Origin of the sequence: Luteibacter jiangsuensis (assembly GCF_030812295.1) — a bacterium.
Lineage (GTDB): Bacteria > Pseudomonadota > Gammaproteobacteria > Xanthomonadales > Rhodanobacteraceae > Luteibacter > Luteibacter jiangsuensis_A.
Map to the genome: position 1 here is coordinate 410,961 of NZ_JAUSSK010000004.1, position 16,466 is coordinate 427,426.

A 16,466-nucleotide genomic window follows, 5' to 3' on the forward strand; every position below is an offset into this window, starting at 1 on the left:
ACGGAGGCTCTCCCATGGATCCCATGCTCCCACCCGACCAGGTGATCGAGGCGACGCGCCTCTGGCTCGAACGCGCGGTCATCGGCCTCAACCTGTGCCCCTTCGCCAAGGCGGTGCACAAGAAGGGACAGATCCGTTATGTGGTCAGCGATGCCACGCAACCGCTGCAGTTGCACGCGGACCTGGTCCGTGAGCTGGAATTTCTTCGCGACACCGATCCGGAGGTGGTGGACACCACCTTGTTGATCCATCCCCACGTGCTCGACGATTTCCTCGACTACAACGAATTCCTCGAAGTGGCGGATGAGACGGTGAACGACCTCGAACTGGAGGGTGACATCCAGGTGGCCAGTTTCCATCCCGCCTTCCAGTTCGAAGGTACCGCTCCCGACGACATCACCAACTACACCAATCGCTCGCCTTACCCCACGCTGCACCTGCTGCGCGAGACGAGCATCGACCGCGCGGTGGCGGCCTTCCCGGAGGCCTCGAAGATCTTCGAGGCGAACATGGAGACGTTGGACCGGTTGGGGATCGAGGGCTGGCGGGCGTTGTTTGCCCAGCGGTGAAGCGGGGAATCGCCGACAGGGTCGGCTCCCACCGGGGCAGTCACCGCCGCTCGACCTGTGGGAGCCGCTTCAGCGGCGACGGGTGCTTGCCTCAAACCGGCCCGCTGCCGCGGGATCGCCGACAAGGTCGGCTCCCACACTTGGTAGCAGCATGCACACCCCTTGTGGGAGCCGACCCTGTCGGCGATTCCCAACATACGCGAGCGTCTGGAAAGTCACGATCTCCAGCGAACTACGTCGAACTTCACCGAACTGGACAAGGGTGAGCGACAGGCGCACACTTCGCGGCGTTCCGGAGCCCCGGACCCACGGCACAGGTGAACAGTGGCCAGGATCCTCGTCCTGCACGGACCCAACCTCAATCTCCTCGGCGTTCGCGAGCCTTCGGTCTACGGGCATGAAACGCTCGCTGACATCAACACGTCGCTGCAAGCCCGGGCGCAGGCCGCCGGGCACGACCTGGGCTGGTTCCAGTCCAACGCCGAGCACGAACTGATCGGGCGGATCCACCAGGCCCGCGACGAGGGCACGGCCTGGATCCTCATCAATCCCGCGGCTTTCACGCACACATCGGTCGCCCTACGCGATGCGCTCGCCGGCGTGGCCATCCCGTTCATCGAGATCCACCTGTCCAATCCGCACGCGCGCGAGCCGTTCCGGCACCACTCGTATGTGTCGGACATCGCCGCCGGCGTGATCTGCGGCTTCGGCGGCGACAGCTACCGGCTGGCGCTCGAGGCCGCACTGCTCCGGCTGGACATCCCCGCCGCCTGATTCCCATTCGCGGGACGCCATGTGCGTCCGCATCCACCACCAGAAGGTTTGTCCCATGGACCTGCGCAAGATCAAGAAGCTCATCGACCTGCTCGAGGAATCGAACCTCGCCGAGCTGGAAATCAAGGAAGGCGAGGAAGTGGTGCGTCTTTCACGAGTGCCCAAGGGCACCGCCGCCGCCCCGCAGATGATGGCGGCGCCCGCTCCCGTCGCCGCTCCGATCGCTGTCGCACCTGCCGCCGCCCCCGCCGCGCCGCCCGCGGAGCCGGGCCTACCGCCCGGCCACGTGGTCAAGGCGCCGATGGTCGGCACCTTCTACGCCGCCTCCACGCCGGGTGCCCCCGCGTTCGCCAGCGTCGGCCAGCAGGTCAAGGCCGGCGAGACCCTGGGCATCATCGAAGCGATGAAGATGTTCAACCAGATCGAGGCCGACGTATCCGGTACCGTCGTCGCCATCCTGGTCGAGAACGGCCAGCCGGTGGAATTCGACGAACCGATGTTCGTCATCGCCTGAGGCCCCGACTCATGCTCGAGAAGGTCGTTATTGCCAATCGCGGCGAGATCGCGCTGCGGGTGCTGCGCGCGTGCCACGCGCTCGGCATCAAGACGGTCGCGGTGCACTCCACCGTCGATCGCAACCTCAAGCACGTCGGCCTGGCCGACGAATCGGTATGCATCGGACCGGGTCCCTCGGCAGACAGCTACCTCAACATTCCGCGGATCATCGCCGCCGCGGAGATCACCGACGCGGGTGCGATCCATCCGGGATACGGATTCCTCTCCGAGAACGCGAATTTCGCCGAACAGGTCGAGCAATCCGGCTTCGTCTTCATCGGCCCCACCGCCGACGTCATCCGCCTGATGGGCGACAAGGTGGAGGCGATCCGCGCCATGAAGGCCGCCGGCGTACCCTGCGTGCCCGGCTCCGGTGGACCGCTGGGCGACGACACCGACGAGAACATCCGCATCGCACGCGAGATCGGTTATCCGGTCATCATCAAGGCGGCCGGTGGCGGTGGCGGTCGCGGCATGCGCGTCGTGCGCACCGAGGCCCACCTGGCGAACTCCATCGTCATGACCAAGCAGGAAGCCAAGGCGGCTTTCAGCAACGATCAGGTCTACATGGAGAAGTTCCTGGAAAACCCGCGTCACGTGGAAATCCAGGTGCTCGCCGATGGCCAGGGCAACGCCATCCACCTCGGTGAACGCGACTGCTCGATGCAGCGCCGCCACCAGAAGGTGGTGGAAGAGGCACCCGCACCGGGCATCACGCCGGAACTGCGCGAGCAGATCGGCAAGGTCTGCGTCGATGCCTGCATCCGCATCGGCTATCGCGGCGCGGGCACGTTCGAGTTCCTGTTCGAGAACGGCCGCTTCTACTTCATCGAGATGAATACCCGCATCCAGGTGGAGCACCCGGTGACGGAACTGGTGACCGGTATCGACCTCGTCCGCGAGCAGCTGCTGATCGCCGGTGGCGAAAAGCTGTCGATCCGCCAGGAGGACGTCGTCCTCAACGGCCACGCGATCGAATGCCGCATCAACGCCGAGGATCCCGACACCTTCATGCCGAGCCCCGGCACGGTGAAGCGATTCGAAGCCCCCGGTGGCCCCGGCGTACGCGTCGACACGCACCTGTACGACGGCTACCGCATCCCGCCGAACTACGATTCGATGATTGGCAAGATCATCGTCCATGGCCCGGACCGCGCCACGGCCATCGCGCGCATGCGGATGGCCCTGACCGAAACGGTGATCGAAGGCGTGAAATGCAATATCCCGCTACAGCAGCGGATCATGGCCGACGTCGGTTTCCAGCTGGGTGGGCAGAACATCCACTACCTGGAAAAACGGATGGCCGAGCAGAAAGAGACGCCATCGGCGTAACGAAAAATCCCGCCACATGGCGGGATTTTTTTATGGGCTCTTTTGAAACGGTCCTCGAGGTTGGCTCTGGTGGGAGCCGACCCTGCCGGCGATAGTGCTTGCCGTAACCTGGCCCGCTGCCGCGGGATCGCCGACAGTATCGGCCCCCACCAGAGCGTCAGGCCTTGCGTCGGCCGCTGATGCGTACCCAATCCTCGAGCGTGCGTACCTCCAGCTCGTCGAACCATTCCGCGTAACGCGTGAGCAATTCCTCGTGCTGCCCGGAGAGGATGCCCGAGAGCGCGAACGGTGCCCCGGGCTTCACGGCCGCGGCGAAAGTCGGGGCAAGCTCGCCGAGGGGACCGGCGAGGATATTCGCCACGAGCACGTCGGCTTGCTCGACAGGCGCCTCGCCCGGCAGATAGACGTCCAGATCGCCATGGACGCCGTTACGTTCGGCGTTGTCACGCGAAGCGAGCAAGGCCTGGGGATCGTTGTCGACGCCCACGGCGCGTGCCGCGCCCAGCTTCAGCGCGGCGATGGCGAGAATGCCCGAGCCGCAACCGTAGTCGAGGACGAACTTGCCGGCCATCTGCTGGCCATCGAGCCATTCCAGGCACATCGCCGTGGTCGGGTGCGTTCCCGTGCCGAAGGCGAGGCCCGGATCGAGCCGCACCACGACGATCCCGCCATCCGCCGGCGGCTCGATGTTCCACGGATAGACCCACAACCGGCGGCCGAACGGCATCGGCTTGAACTGGTCCATCCACGCCCGCTCCCAGTCCTGGTCCTCCACCTCGCGCCAGGTGATGTGGGCGGGTTCGACGAAGGGCAGGTCGTCGGCGATGGCAGCGGTCAGGCCGCGCTTGTCGGCACCGGCGTCGAACAGCGCGTTTAGCACGATCTGGTTCCACAACGGGATCTCGCCCACTCCGGGTTCGAAGATGGCTTCCTCGTCGGGCGTTTCCGCGTCGGCATCCTGCAGCGTGATGGACAGCGCGCCGAGGTCTTCCAGCGTCGCTTCGACACGCGGCTGTTCCGCGGCGCGGATCGTGAGGGAAAGTTCGAGCCAGGGCATCGTGGGGCCAGTGCAGTGGGCGGGTCCCTTATTCTACCGGGCGCGCACGGGCACGGCGCGGCCGTTATGATCGGGCGTTATGTATACGCAGTGCCCCGAGTGCCTCACCGTCTATAAGCTGGAAGCCGAGCTTCTGGTCCATGCCTGCGGCTGCGTGCGTTGCAGCCATTGCGACGTTGTCTTCAACGCCCTGGGCACGCTCGCCGAACAGCTGCCGCCGGAGCCGTTCACGAGGCTGGCGGAACACGCACTGGATCGTGAGCCTCCGACCGCCGAGGTGGCTGTGTTCCGGCCGCGTCCGGCGGCCGAGGTGGCTTCCGACGGCCTCGAGGCAAGCCCTCTCGTGGAAGACGATATCGCCGACGCGGAAACAGGGGAAGATTTTTCACAGCTGACGTTCACGCCGCGATTCGCGAAGCGGAAGCGCCGGTCATGGCACACCGCCGCTTGGGCCAGTGTCTGCACCGTGCTGATCCTCGGGCTCGGGGCACAGCTGGCATGGGCCAAGCGGGACGTCCTCATCGCGGACGCCACCATCGGCCCCATCCTGGAGACGGGGTGCGCGATGATCGGCTGCCATTTGCCTCTCGTATCCGACCCGTCCCGCCTGCGCTTGCTCGCACGCGATGTCGAGCAGCATCCATCCGTCACCGACGGCTTGCTTATCACCGCCAGCGTGCGAAACGATGCATCGTTCGCGCAGCCGTATCCGGTGGTCACCATCGTTCTCTCGGATGCCAGCGGCCGGCGCCTCGCCATGCGCCGTTTCCAACCCGAGGATTATGTGGGCGATGCGTCGGCGCGTTCACGCGGTCTCGCCAGCGGGGTGACGACGGCCATGGTGTTCGAGGTGCAAGACCCGGGCCAGCGAGCCGTGGCTTTCGCATTCAGCTTCGAGTGAAGCGTTCGAAAAAATTTCTTTTTGCAAGCCTGCACTTCGCTCCCCGGGGCGAGTACACTCGGTTCCCTTCGCGACTTTCCATCACCCCGACGAGGTGTGTGGGTCGCAGCCCAAGAAGCACCATACCGATAAGAACCGACCGGGGATCCATGCTCCGGCCCGCGAGAGGGGAATGCCTTGAACGCTGTGAGACTGTCTGCCGGCGAGGCCGCCAACGAAACCTCCATGCAGAGCGCTCTCAGCGAATGTGTCAGCCGTACGGTTCGTCGCTATCTCGCCGATATCGGTGATACCGAGTTCGGCGAAGGCCTGCACGCCCTCGTGATCCGGGAAGTCGAAGGCCCCCTGCTCCGGGAAGTGCTTTCCTTCCACGAAGGCAACCAGAGCCGCGCCGCCGCCGCACTCGGCATCAACCGCGCCACCCTGCGCAAGAAGCTCGCCGCCCACGGAATTTCCTGACCGGCATACCGCCGGGACCGCATGGACGTCCGGGCGGCTATAATGACGCGCTTTCCTACCCGGAAGTGCCCATGCCCACGCCCGATCTCGTTCCCGTCCGCCGCGCGCTCGTCAGCGTTTCCGACAAGCAGGGCCTGACCGGGCTGGCTCGCCGCCTCGCCGCCGCGAACGTCGAAATACTTTCCACCGGCGGCTCGGCCAGGGCGCTTCGCGACGCCGGCATCCCCGTGCGCGACGTGGGCGACCTGACCGGCTTTCCCGAGATCATGGATGGGCGGGTGAAGACGCTGCATCCGCGCGTCCATGGTGGCTTGCTCGGTCGCCGCGGCACTGACGACGCGGTCATGGCGGAACACGGCATCGTTCCGATCGACCTGCTCGTGCTCAATCTTTATCCCTTCGAGCGCACGGTCGCCGATCCGGCGTGCACGCTGGAAGACGCCATCGAGAACATCGACATCGGCGGTCCGGCCATGCTCCGCGCCGCCGCCAAGAACTGGAACGATGTCGGCGTGCTGACCGATCCGGCGCAATACGAGGAGGCGCTGGCGGAGATCGAGCAGAAGGGTGGACTCTCGCGCGCCACGCGTTTCCGGCTTTCCGTCGCCGCGTTCAACCGCGTGTCGAACTACGATGCCGCCATCAGCGATTACCTCTCCGGTATCACGCTCGACGATACGCACACCGCGGTCGCCCGGCGCGCGGAGTTTCCCGAACAGTCGAATGGCCGCTTCATCAAGGTGATGGACCTGCGTTACGGTGAGAATCCACACCAGGCCGGCGCGTTCTACCGCGACCTCCATCCCGCGCCCGGCACGCTCGCTACGTTCCGCCAGTTGCAGGGCAAGGAGCTGTCGTACAACAACATCGCCGATGCCGACGCCGCCTGGGAATGCGTACGCCAGTTCGACGCACCGGCTTGCGTGATCGTGAAGCACGCGAACCCTTGCGGCGTTGCCGTGGCGGCCGACCCGCTGGCAGCCTACGAACTGGCCTATGCCACCGACCCGACCTCGGCCTTCGGCGGCATCATCGCCTTCAACCGTCCGCTCGACGCGGAAACGGCAAGGACCATCCTGAAGCGCCAGTTCGTCGAAGTGCTGATCGCGCCCCGGGTGGATGCGGGGGCGGTCGACGAAGCGGCGAAGAAGGCCAATGTGCGCGTGCTGGAAATCCCGCCGGGCGACGGCCGCAACACGCACGACGTGAAGCGCGTAGGCTCCGGCCTGCTCGTGCAGACGGCCGATCATCGACAGGTCCAGCGGGACGAGCTGAAGGTCGTTAGCAAGCGCCAGCCCACGCCCGGCGAACTCGACGACCTGCTGTTCGCCTGGCGCGTGGCCAAGATGGTGAAGTCCAACGCGATCGTCTACGCCAAGGACAACCGCACGATCGGTATCGGCGCCGGCCAGATGAGCCGCGTCGTCAGCGCGAAGATCGCTGGCATCAAGGCCGAGGAAGCCGGTCTCGTGGTGCCGGGAAGCGCGATGGCCTCGGACGCGTTCTTCCCGTTCCGCGACGGCATCGACGCGGCCGCCGCGGCCGGCATCCGGGCGGTGATCCAGCCCGGCGGCTCCATGCGCGACAGCGAGGTCATCGCCGCCGCCGACGAGCACGACATGGCGATGGTGTTCACGGGCGTTCGCCACTTCCGCCACTGACGAAGCATCGCCGACAGGGTCGGCTCCCACCAGAGCAAAGGTCCAACCTCACCTTGGGGAAAGCCTCGCCCTGATGGGAGCCGACCCTGTCGGCGATTCAAGCCAGCCTCACCGCCTCACACCGCCAGCGACAATCGCCGCAGGAACCCCGTCCCTGCGCAACGCATACCGCCGGGCCAGCACCGCGCAGGCCATCAGCTGTATCTGATGGAACAGCATGATCGGCAGCACGATCAGGCCGAGCGGATGTCCGGCGAACAACACTTTCGCCATAGGGACGCCTGCGGCCAGGCTTTTCTTCGAGCCGCAGAAGACGATCGTGATCTCATCCTCCTTGGTGAAACCGAGCGCGCGCGCACCATAGCGTGTGATGAGCAGCGCACAGGTCAGCAGTGCCGCGTTCACCACCACCAGTCCCGCCAGCACCGGCATGGGCAACTGATGCCACAAGCCCTGCAACACCGCTGCGCTGAAGGCGGTATACACCACCAGCAGAATGGAGCCTCGATCGACGAAGGTGAGCAGGGTGGCATGCTTGCGCACCCAACCGCCGATCCAGCGTTGCGCGATCTGTCCGGCGACGAACGGGACGAACAGCTGCACCACGATCGCGCCGACCGCATGCAAGGAGAGCCCGCCCTGCCCCGTACCCGCGATCACCACGCCGACCAGCAAGGGCGTGATGAAGATGCCCAGCAGGCTCGACGCGGACGCGGAGACGATGGCCGCCGGCACGTTGCCGCGCGCGATGGACGTGAAGGCGATCGACGACTGCACCGTCGACGGCAAGGTGCACAGGAACAGGATGCCGAGGTAGAGGTCCGGCGACACGAGCGGCGAAAGCACCGGCTTCAGCACGATGCCGAGCAAGGGGAACAGCAGGAAGGTGCTGGCGAGGACGGTGAGATGCAGCCGCCAGTTGGTCATCCCCGCGACCACCGCCTCGCGGGACAGCTTCGCGCCATGCAGAAAGAAAAGGAGGCCGATGGCGACATCGGTGACCACTTCGAAGACGCCGGCGGCGCTCCCGCGGCACGGCAACATGCTGGCCAGCACCACCGTGGCGACCAGGGAAAGCGTGAATCCATCGGGGAGGAAGCGGCGCATGGCGGAGGCTGGCGTGAGAAGGGGGGTGAACGTATTTCACCGCCCCGACTTCCATAAGACAATTCGTTTTATCTGATCCGGTGATACATTTATCTTATGAATGTCTCACTGCGACAGCTTCGCGCCTTCCTTGCCGTGGCCGGCCATCGACACTTCCGCCGTGCGGCGGAATCCCTGCACCTGACCCAGCCGGCGGTGAGCCGCCTGATCGCCGACCTGGAAACGGAACTGGACGTACGCCTGTTTGACCGCAGCACGCGAGAGGTCGTATCCACGGAGGCGGGCCGCTACCTGGAACAGGCGGTATCCCGCGTACTGGACGAACTCGACGGCGTGCTCGCGCATGCACGGACGCAAGCGGACCCGTTGCGTGGCAGAGTGCGCGTCGCGGCCGTGCCGACGCTCTCCGCGGGTCTCCTGCCCGCCTGCATCGCCCGCTGCGCCCTCGAGCATCCGTCGCTGGAGATCCTGCTGCGCGACCAGACCCAGGCGCAGGTACTGGATGCGGTGCGCGGTGGCGAAGTCGACTTCGGTCTCACGGTCGAGCCCGCCACGGTGGAGGAGTTCGACGCGGAAACGATCCTGCGCGATCCGTTCCGGCTGGTCTGCCGCCTCGATCATCCGTTCGCCGCGAAGACGAGCGTGCCGTGGAAATCGCTGGCGCGCGAACCGCTCATCCTGCTCGACCACGCCTCGGGTAGCCGGCGACTGATCGACACCGCGTTCGCCACACGGGAGATCGCCATGCACGTAGTGCTCGAAGTGGGCCATCCGCATACGGCGTTTCGCATGGTCGAGGCGGGTATCGGCGTCACCGTCACGCCTGCGCTGTCGCTGGACGCCTTGCGTCCCGGCCTGGTCGCACGATCGCTGGCGCCGTCGGTGGATCGCGAGGTCACCCTGCTGAGGCGCCGTGCGCGCTCGCTTTCGCCCCCGGCGCAGACCGTATGGAACACGTTGCGGGATATCGCGCTCACGCTGGCTTGAAGGTCGCCGTTTCATCATGCGGGCTTTGACCGCGGGAGACCGGCGATGAGCTACCGGCTGTATTACTGGACAGGCCTGCAAGGCCGGGGCGAATTCGTGCGCCTGTGCCTGGAAGACGCCGGTGCGGCCTACACCGACGTTGCCCGCGAAGAGGGCGACGAGGTCATGACGGCGTTCCTCGAGGGGAACCAGGAAGGTGCCCTGCCCTTCGCGCCCCCGTTCCTGACATCGGGGCGGCTGGTGATCGCCCAGGTGGCGAACATCCTCCAGTACCTCGGACCGCGACACGGACTGGCACCGGAGAGCGAGTCGCGGCGTCTTTACGCCCACCAATTGCAACTGACCATCACCGATCTCGTGGCCGAGGTGCACGATACCCACCATCCGATATCGACGGAGCAGTATTACGAGGACCAGCGTGCCGAGGCGAAGCGGCGGGCGAAGGATTTTTGCGAGTCGAGGATTCCGAAATTCCTCGGTTACTTCGAACAGGTGCTGGAACGCGGTGGCGGAAAACATCCGCTGCGCGAGCATTCCTATGTGGACCTGTCGTTGTTCCAGGTGATGGCCGGGTTGGACTACGCCTTTCCGAAGACGATGGCGAGGCAGAACCTGCCGCTGTTGCGGGAGCTGGCCAGGCGCGTGGCGGACCGTCCGAATATCGCTGCCTATCTCGCATCGGAACGGCGCGTGCCGTTCAACACGAACGGCATCTTCCGGCATTACCCGGAGCTGGATGGGTGAGTCTGATCGCGGACAGGGTCCGCCCCCACCCAAGCCATTCCCACCCGGGGGGCGTGCCTGGGTGGGAGCGGACCCCTGTCCGCTGCCCTACCCCGGCGCTATCCCGTCTCGCCCGCCTGCCTCAGTCCGAGCCGGCCGGCTTCGGAGCCTGGCCCCATTCGTAGACCTTGTAATAAACCGGATTCACCGGCCCGTTTTTCGGATCGTGATGGAGTTTCCCGTCCGGATCGGCCATGTAGGTCTGCGGCACGCCGTTCTTCGGCGTCACCACGACCATGAACAACTTGCCACCCGTGCGGTATTCCTCGACGCGATCGTCGCCCTGCTGGCGCACGGTGACCTGCGGTGCCTGCTGGCCCCGGGCGTCGACCGCACCGTTGTCCTGCATGGAGGGCAGCGCCACGGCGGAACGCGAGCCACCATCGGCGTCCGACGTGGCCGGCGTGGTCTTGCCGTCCTGGGCCGCGTCGTAAGGCACCGGCCTCTCGATCGGCTTCAGGCCCGACCGGTCCGGCTCGCCCGCCTTGACGCCCGGATCGTTCAGGCCTGGCGGAGGCGGGGCCGGCTTGAACGACGACGAATCCTGGGCGTTCTGCGCAACGGCAGGGAGCGCCAGTACCAGGGCAAGCGCGGCAGCGAGAGCGTGCGAGCGGTTCATGGGAATCTCTCCATAAGGGACTGCGAGGATAGCAATTCCCACCCCTCCGGCCACGTGAACGGGCGACCATGCGAGAATCGGAAAATGCCTACGCTCACGCTCATCGACGGGTCCTCGTACCTGTACCGCGCGTTCCACGCGCTGCCGCCCCTGACCAACACCTACGGCGAGCCCACCGGCGCGCTGTTCGGCATCGTCAACATGCTTCGCACGACGATGAAGGCGGGTTCCGACTATGTCGCCTTCGTCTGCGACGCCCCCGGACGTACGTTCCGCGACGACCTCTACCCCGCATACAAGGCGAACCGGCCGTCCATGCCGGACGACCTGCGTGCACAGGTCGACCCGATGATGAAGATCGTGGCCGCCCTGGGATTCCCGATCCTTTGCGTACCCGGCGTCGAGGCCGACGACGTGATCGGCACTCTCGCCAGCCAGGCCGCGAGCCAGGGGATCGATACGATCATCTCCACCGGCGACAAGGATTTCGCCCAGCTGGTCGGTGCGCACATCGTGCTGATCAACACGATGACCAACACCACGATGGACATCGACGGCGTCATCGAGAAGTTCAGCGTGCGGCCGGAACAGATCGTCGATTACCTCACCCTCATGGGCGACAGCATCGACAACGTGCCGGGCGTGGAGAAATGCGGCCCGAAGACGGCGGCGAAGTGGCTGGCGGAGTACAAGGACCTGGATCAACTGCTCGCCAACGCGGACAAGATCGGCGGCAAGGTCGGCGAAAACCTGCGGGCGGCGATCCCGCGCCTGCCGCTATCGCGAGAACTGGTCACGATCCGCACGGACGTACCGCTGGAGCATGGCCCTGCCGACCTGCGCATGCGCGACCGCGACGTCGAGGCACTGCGCGAACTCTATACACGCTATGACTTCAAGGCGGCACTGAAGGAGTTGGACGCAGCCGCCACGGACACGGCCGTGGCCGCCATCACGGTGCAAGCCGCCACACCGGCGGCCGTCGCCGCGCCCGCCACGGCACCCGACGCCGCGCTCGGCGCCGAGGGTGAGTACGAGCTGGTCATGACCGAGGCACGCCTGGCGGCGTGGCTGGAAAAGCTCGAGACCGCGCCACTGATCGCCTTCGATACCGAGACCACCAGCATCGACGCGATGCAGGCGGACATCGTCGGTTTGTCACTGGCGGTCGAACCAGGCAAGGCTGCCTATATTCCACTGGCACACGATTATCCGGGTGCGCCGGCGCAGCTGTCGCGCGAACACGTGCTCGGCGCGCTGAAACCGATCTTCGAAGACCCGTCAAGGCCGAAGGTCGGACAACATGGCAAGTACGACATCAACATCCTGTCGCACTACGGCATCGCGTTACGCGGCCTGAAGCACGATACGATGCTTGAGTCGTACGTGTACAACGCCACCGCGACGCGTCACGACATGGATTCCCTGGCCTCGCGCTACCTCGGCTACACGACGATCAAGTACGAGCACGTCGCGGGCAAGGGCGCCAAGCAAATCTCTTTCTCACAGGTGGACTGCGACACCGCCTGCCGCTACGCGGCCGAGGATGCGGATATCACGCTTCGCCTGCACCACGCCCTGTGGCCGAAACTCGAGGCCGAGCCATCGCTGCGGGCCGTATACGAGGACATCGAGATTCCGCTCGTGCCCGTCCTGGCCAAGATGGAACGCATAGGCGTGCTGATCGACGCGAACGAGCTGCGCAAGCAAAGCCAGCAGCTCGGCAAGCGCATGGTCGAACTGCAGAAGCAGGCCTATGCCTCGGCCGGCCACGACTTCAACCTCGATTCGCCGAAGCAGCTGCAGGCCGTGCTGTTCGACGAACTGGGGCTGGCGGCGAAGATCAAGACACCGACCGGCCAGCCGTCGACGAACGAGGAGGCGCTGGAGGCCATCGCCGATACGCACGAACTGCCGCGCCTGATCCTCGAATACCGCGGCCTCGCGAAATTGCGCTCGACCTATACCGACAAGCTCGCCGGCATTGTCAATCCACGCACGGGGCGCGTGCATACCAGTTATCACCAGGGCGCCGTGGCCACGGGCCGCATCAGCTCTTCCGACCCGAACCTGCAGAACATCCCCGTGCGCACCGAGGAGGGCCGGCGCATCCGCCAGGCGTTCGTCGCACCGGAGGGATGGCGCATCCTCGCGGCCGACTACTCGCAGATCGAATTGCGCATCATGGCCCACCTGTCCAACGACGAGGGACTCCTCCGCGCCTTCCAGGAAGGCGGCGACGTGCACCGTGCGACGGCGGCGGAAGTATTCGGCGTGCCGCCTGCCGAGGTCACCACGAACCAGCGTCGCGCGGCCAAGGCGATCAACTTCGGCCTGATGTATGGAATGAGCTCGTTCGGCCTTGCCCGCCAGCTCGGCGTCGACCGCGGCGAGGCCTCCGATTACATGGGGCGTTATTTCTCGCGCTATCCCGGCGTGCGCGCCTTCATGGACGCCACGCGCGAGCAGGCCCACCGCGATGGCTACGTGCAGACCCTGTTCGGCCGGCGCCTGTACCTCGAGAACCTCAACTCGCGCAACCAGGCCTTCCGCGCCGGCGCCGAGCGCGCGGCGATCAATGCGCCGATGCAGGGCACGGCAGCCGACATCATCAAGCGGGCCATGATCGCCGTGGCTGCCTGGATCGAGCCCCGGGACGACGTACGCCTGCTCATGCAGGTACACGATGAACTGGTCTTCGAGGTCCGCGCGGACGTGGTGGACGAGGTCCGCGCGGGTATCGAGAAGCACATGACCGGTGCCGCCACGCTCAGCGTGCCCCTGCAGGTCGACATCGGCGTCGGCGCCAACTGGGACGAAGCCCATTGACCCGGCGAATAGCCATCCAAACGTAAGATTTCCGTATAGTCGTTCAGGTGAGGGTGCGCCAACTCACTGATTATTGGCCTTATGAACGCCGGCTGACTTTTTTTCGCCCCGCGTTGCAACTTCGACCGTTCCCGGACGTCTATATCTTCGGACGCACGCAACGGCGTCCCATCGGTGGACTCCACCTCCCTGGAGTCACCCTGCGGACGGTCCGATCTTCCCCTGGGTCCGACCGTCCACCGGCCCCGAGAGCTCCCCTGGCTCTCGGGGTTTTTTTTGCGAAAGACAAAGCCTGCACATTCACACCCGCATCCTCTCGGCCACATCGAACAAGGGAGGGGAACGCATATGCGCGCAGGTCTCATCATCGTCGGCGTCATCCTGGTCGGCCTAGGCCTCTGGGTGACCCTGGGCAACGGCAGCTACAGCAAGACCGACACGGTCGCGTCCATCGGTTCGGCCAAGATCGAAGCCACGCACGACAAGGCCATTCCGCAATGGGTAGGGATCGCGGGCATCGTCATCGGCGGTATCGTCGCCGTGGCGGGGATCGCGCAGAAGCGTTGACGCGGCACGGGGGCCGGGGCGGCCCCCAACCGCTACAATGGGGGGATGGATGTTTCCCACCTTCTCGACTCCCTCAACGACGCCCAGCGTGAGGCCGTCAGCGCCCCGCCCGGCCACTACCTGATCCTCGCCGGCGCCGGCTCGGGCAAGACCCGGGTACTGACCAACCGCATCGGCTGGCTCACCCAGGTGGACCGGGTGCCGCCGTGGGCGATCCTCGCCGTCACGTTCACCAACAAGGCCGCCGGCGAGATGCGCACCCGCCTGGACGGGATCATTCCCGGCGGCACGCAAGGCCTCACGGTGGGCACCTTCCACGGCATCGCGCACCGGCTGCTGCGCCGTCACTGGCGCGAGGCCGGCCTGGTCGAGGGTTTCCAGATCCTCGATTCCGACGACCAGCAACGGCTGATAAAGCGCGTGATCGCCGGCATGGGCCTGGACGAGGCGCGCTTTCCGCCACGCCAGGCGTCGTGGCAAATCAACAACTGGAAGGACGAAGGCAAGCGGCCCGACGCGATCGAGCACCGCGACCACCCGGTGACCCGTGCCTTCGTGGAGATCTACAAGGCCTACGAACAGCAATGCCAGCGGGCCGGGTTGGTGGATTTCGCCGAGCTCCTGCTGCGTGCACACGAGCTGTGGCTGAAGGACCCGCAAGTCCTCAAGCACTACCAGGACCGCTGGCGCTACCTGCTGATCGACGAGTTCCAGGACACCAACACCCTGCAGTACGCGTGGATACGCGTGCTGGCCGGTAGTACCGGGCAAGCCTTCGTGGTCGGCGACGACGACCAGGCGATCTATGGCTGGCGCGGCGCCAAGGTGGAGAACGTGCAGCAATTCCTGCACGATTTCCCCGGAGCGAAGACGATCCGCCTGGAGCAGAACTACCGCTCCACCTCGACGATCCTGAAGGCCGCCAACGCGGTCATCGCACGCAATGGGGGCCGCCTCGGCAAACAGCTGTGGACCGATGGCGGCGAAGGTGATCGCATCGCCCTGTATGCCGCGTACAACGAGCAGGACGAGGCACGCTTCGTCATCGAGCGCATCCGCGAGTACATCGCCGAACACGGCAATGCACGCGACTGCGCCATCCTTTACCGCTCCAACGCCCAGTCGCGCAACTTCGAAGAACAGTTGATCCAGCGCGACCTGCCTTATCGTGTCTATGGCGGCCTTCGCTTCTTCGAACGCGCCGAAATCAAGGATGCCCTCGCCTACCTTCGCCTCGCATCGAACCGCCACGACGACGCCGCCTTCGAACGCGCCGTGAACACGCCGCCGCGCGGCATCGGCGACCGCACGCTCGACGAATTGCGCCGGCGCGCACGCACCGACGGCAGCTCCATGTGGGAGGCGTCGCTCACCGAGGCTTCCATCGGCTCGATGGCGGGCCGTGCGAAGAACGCGGTGAAGGCCTTCATCGGCCTGATCGACAACCTCGCACGCACCTTCGGCGGCCACGGCGAAGGCGGCGAAGGGAACGACGCGCCAAGCGCGCTCGGCCTTGCCGAACAGATCGAGCACGCCATCATCCATACCGGCCTGCGCGACTTCTACGAGAACGACAAGCGCGGCAACGGCGAAGCGCGCGTGGAGAACCTGGACGAGCTGGTCAACGTGGCCAGCCGCTTCGAGATGACCCCGGAAGACGTCGACGCCGGGCTCAACGAACTCTCCGCTTTTCTGTCGCATGCCGCGCTGGAAGCCGGCGAAGGCCAGGGCGAGGCCTGGGACGATTGCGTGCAGCTGATGACACTGCATTCGGCAAAAGGCCTGGAGTTCCCCGTGGTCTTCCTGGTCGGCATGGAAGAAGGCCTGTTTCCGAGCCAGCGCTCCACGGAGGAAGACAACCGCCTGGAGGAAGAGCGGCGCCTGGCCTACGTAGGCATCACGCGTGCCCGGGAGCGGCTCTACCTTTCCCATGCGGAATCGCGCCGCATGCACGGCACCGAGATGTTGGCCCGGCCCTCTCGCTTCCTCGGTGAGATCCCTCCCGACCTGATCGACGAGCTACGCCCGCGCGTCCAGGTTTCGCGCCCGGCCTATGCCGACCGCTACGCGTCTTCGGCCGTGGAAGAGGCCTCGCCGATTCGCCTCGGGCAGCGGGTCAGCCACCCGAAGTTCGGGGAAGGAACCATCGTCAGCGCCGAAGGCGCCGGCTCGCACATGCGCGTGCAGGTGAATTTCGAGGATGCCGGGAGCAAGTGGCTGGTTTACGCTTACGCGAATCTGACCGCGTTGTAAGGGGCTTCCCGCC

At 65.7% G+C, this 16,466-nt stretch carries 15 protein-coding genes; 12 read left to right on the forward strand and 3 right to left on the reverse strand.

What is annotated here, in order from left to right; genetic code table 11:
- Nucleotides 1-14: 14 nt before the first annotated feature.
- From J2T07_RS15600 to accC, 4 genes are all read left to right on the forward strand, one after another.
- The gene (locus tag J2T07_RS15600; protein ID WP_306851025.1) at nt 15-569 is read left to right on the forward strand and encodes a DUF1415 domain-containing protein; all 555 of its coding nucleotides are present in this window, start codon (nt 15-17) and stop codon (nt 567-569) included.
- Between the two features lie 324 nt (nt 570-893).
- Entirely contained in the window at nt 894-1,343 is a 450-nt protein-coding gene (gene aroQ / locus J2T07_RS15605; protein WP_306851026.1) for a type II 3-dehydroquinate dehydratase, read from the forward strand.
- Nucleotides 1,344-1,398: 55 nt separating this feature from the next.
- A complete protein-coding gene (gene accB, locus J2T07_RS15610) occupies nt 1,399-1,857 on the forward strand; it encodes an acetyl-CoA carboxylase biotin carboxyl carrier protein (RefSeq protein WP_306851028.1) in 459 nt (152 codons plus the stop codon).
- 11 nt (nt 1,858-1,868) lie between these two features.
- Nucleotides 1,869-3,230, forward strand: a complete 1,362-nt coding sequence (gene accC / locus J2T07_RS15615) for an acetyl-CoA carboxylase biotin carboxylase subunit (RefSeq protein ID WP_306851030.1) — start codon at nt 1,869-1,871, stop codon at nt 3,228-3,230.
- Between the two features lie 157 nt (nt 3,231-3,387).
- Here accC and prmA read toward each other — a convergent pair whose 3' ends face one another.
- Nucleotides 3,388-4,287, reverse strand: a complete 900-nt coding sequence (gene prmA / locus J2T07_RS15620; protein WP_306851033.1) for a 50S ribosomal protein L11 methyltransferase — start codon at nt 4,285-4,287, stop codon at nt 3,388-3,390.
- A gap of 79 nt (nt 4,288-4,366) precedes the next feature.
- Between prmA and J2T07_RS15625 the strand changes: the two genes are divergently transcribed.
- The 3 genes from J2T07_RS15625 to purH all read left to right on the forward strand — a co-directional run bounded on the left by J2T07_RS15625 (nt 4,367) and on the right by purH (nt 7,308).
- Entirely contained in the window at nt 4,367-5,188 is an 822-nt protein-coding gene (locus J2T07_RS15625) for a zinc-ribbon and DUF3426 domain-containing protein (RefSeq protein ID WP_306851035.1), read from the forward strand.
- A 225-nt stretch (nt 5,189-5,413) separates the two neighbouring features.
- Nucleotides 5,414-5,647 carry a helix-turn-helix domain-containing protein gene (locus tag J2T07_RS15630; protein ID WP_306851037.1) on the forward strand — a complete coding sequence of 78 codons (234 nt, stop codon included), beginning with the start codon at nt 5,414-5,416 and terminating at the stop codon, nt 5,645-5,647.
- Nucleotides 5,648-5,718: 71 nt separating this feature from the next.
- The gene (gene purH, locus J2T07_RS15635; protein ID WP_306851038.1) at nt 5,719-7,308 is read left to right on the forward strand and encodes a bifunctional phosphoribosylaminoimidazolecarboxamide formyltransferase/IMP cyclohydrolase; all 1,590 of its coding nucleotides are present in this window, start codon (nt 5,719-5,721) and stop codon (nt 7,306-7,308) included.
- A 108-nt stretch (nt 7,309-7,416) separates the two neighbouring features.
- On the opposite strand, the gene J2T07_RS15640 is transcribed toward purH, so the two are convergent.
- The gene (locus tag J2T07_RS15640) at nt 7,417-8,415 is read right to left on the reverse strand and encodes a bile acid:sodium symporter family protein (RefSeq protein ID WP_306851040.1); all 999 of its coding nucleotides are present in this window, start codon (nt 8,413-8,415) and stop codon (nt 7,417-7,419) included.
- A 96-nt stretch (nt 8,416-8,511) separates the two neighbouring features.
- Between J2T07_RS15640 and J2T07_RS15645 the strand changes: the two genes are divergently transcribed.
- Together J2T07_RS15645 and J2T07_RS15650 are read left to right on the forward strand one after the other, a co-directional pair.
- On the forward strand, nt 8,512-9,402 hold the full coding sequence (locus J2T07_RS15645) for a LysR family transcriptional regulator (protein ID WP_306851042.1): 891 nt from the start codon (nt 8,512-8,514) through the stop codon (nt 9,400-9,402).
- 45 nt (nt 9,403-9,447) lie between these two features.
- Nucleotides 9,448-10,146 (forward strand): glutathione S-transferase, encoded by a 699-nt coding sequence (locus J2T07_RS15650; protein ID WP_306851044.1) that lies wholly within the window; start codon nt 9,448-9,450, stop codon nt 10,144-10,146.
- A 121-nt stretch (nt 10,147-10,267) separates the two neighbouring features.
- Here the strand turns inward: J2T07_RS15650 and J2T07_RS15655 are convergent, their stop codons facing one another.
- Nucleotides 10,268-10,804 (reverse strand): DUF2782 domain-containing protein, encoded by a 537-nt coding sequence (locus tag J2T07_RS15655; RefSeq protein ID WP_306851046.1) that lies wholly within the window; start codon nt 10,802-10,804, stop codon nt 10,268-10,270.
- Nucleotides 10,805-10,888: 84 nt separating this feature from the next.
- On the opposite strand from J2T07_RS15655, the gene polA reads away from it, so the two are divergent.
- The 3 genes from polA to uvrD all read left to right on the forward strand — a co-directional run bounded on the left by polA (nt 10,889) and on the right by uvrD (nt 16,453).
- Nucleotides 10,889-13,633 carry a DNA polymerase I gene (gene polA, locus J2T07_RS15660; protein WP_306851048.1) on the forward strand — a complete coding sequence of 915 codons (2,745 nt, stop codon included), beginning with the start codon at nt 10,889-10,891 and terminating at the stop codon, nt 13,631-13,633.
- 348 nt (nt 13,634-13,981) lie between these two features.
- Complete coding sequence (locus tag J2T07_RS15665; protein ID WP_306851050.1) at nt 13,982-14,200, forward strand: hypothetical protein; 219 nt, start codon at nt 13,982-13,984, stop codon at nt 14,198-14,200.
- Between the two features lie 45 nt (nt 14,201-14,245).
- Entirely contained in the window at nt 14,246-16,453 is a 2,208-nt protein-coding gene (uvrD, locus tag J2T07_RS15670) for a DNA helicase II (RefSeq protein WP_306851052.1), read from the forward strand.
- Nucleotides 16,454-16,466 lie beyond the last annotated feature (13 nt).

Bases quoted from the DNA above. Each gene is read 5' to 3' on its own strand.
- J2T07_RS15600 (WP_306851025.1), top strand. From the start codon at position 15: ATGGATCCCATGCTCCCACCCGACCAGGTGATCGAGGCGACGCGCCTC.
- accB (WP_306851028.1), top strand. From the start codon at position 1,399: ATGGACCTGCGCAAGATCAAGAAGCTCATCGACCTGCTCGAGGAATCG.
- accC (WP_306851030.1), top strand. From the start codon at position 1,869: ATGCTCGAGAAGGTCGTTATTGCCAATCGCGGCGAGATCGCGCTGCGG.
- prmA (WP_306851033.1), bottom strand. From the start codon at position 4,287: ATGCCCTGGCTCGAACTTTCCCTCACGATCCGCGCCGCGGAACAGCCG.
- J2T07_RS15625 (WP_306851035.1), top strand. From the start codon at position 4,367: ATGTATACGCAGTGCCCCGAGTGCCTCACCGTCTATAAGCTGGAAGCC.
- J2T07_RS15630 (WP_306851037.1), top strand. From the start codon at position 5,414: ATGCAGAGCGCTCTCAGCGAATGTGTCAGCCGTACGGTTCGTCGCTAT.
- purH (WP_306851038.1), top strand. From the start codon at position 5,719: ATGCCCACGCCCGATCTCGTTCCCGTCCGCCGCGCGCTCGTCAGCGTT.
- J2T07_RS15640 (WP_306851040.1), bottom strand. From the start codon at position 8,415: ATGCGCCGCTTCCTCCCCGATGGATTCACGCTTTCCCTGGTCGCCACG.
- J2T07_RS15645 (WP_306851042.1), top strand. From the start codon at position 8,512: ATGAATGTCTCACTGCGACAGCTTCGCGCCTTCCTTGCCGTGGCCGGC.
- J2T07_RS15650 (WP_306851044.1), top strand. From the start codon at position 9,448: ATGAGCTACCGGCTGTATTACTGGACAGGCCTGCAAGGCCGGGGCGAA.
- J2T07_RS15655 (WP_306851046.1), bottom strand. From the start codon at position 10,804: ATGAACCGCTCGCACGCTCTCGCTGCCGCGCTTGCCCTGGTACTGGCG.
- polA (WP_306851048.1), top strand. From the start codon at position 10,889: ATGCCTACGCTCACGCTCATCGACGGGTCCTCGTACCTGTACCGCGCG.
- J2T07_RS15665 (WP_306851050.1), top strand. From the start codon at position 13,982: ATGCGCGCAGGTCTCATCATCGTCGGCGTCATCCTGGTCGGCCTAGGC.
- uvrD (WP_306851052.1), top strand. From the start codon at position 14,246: ATGGATGTTTCCCACCTTCTCGACTCCCTCAACGACGCCCAGCGTGAG.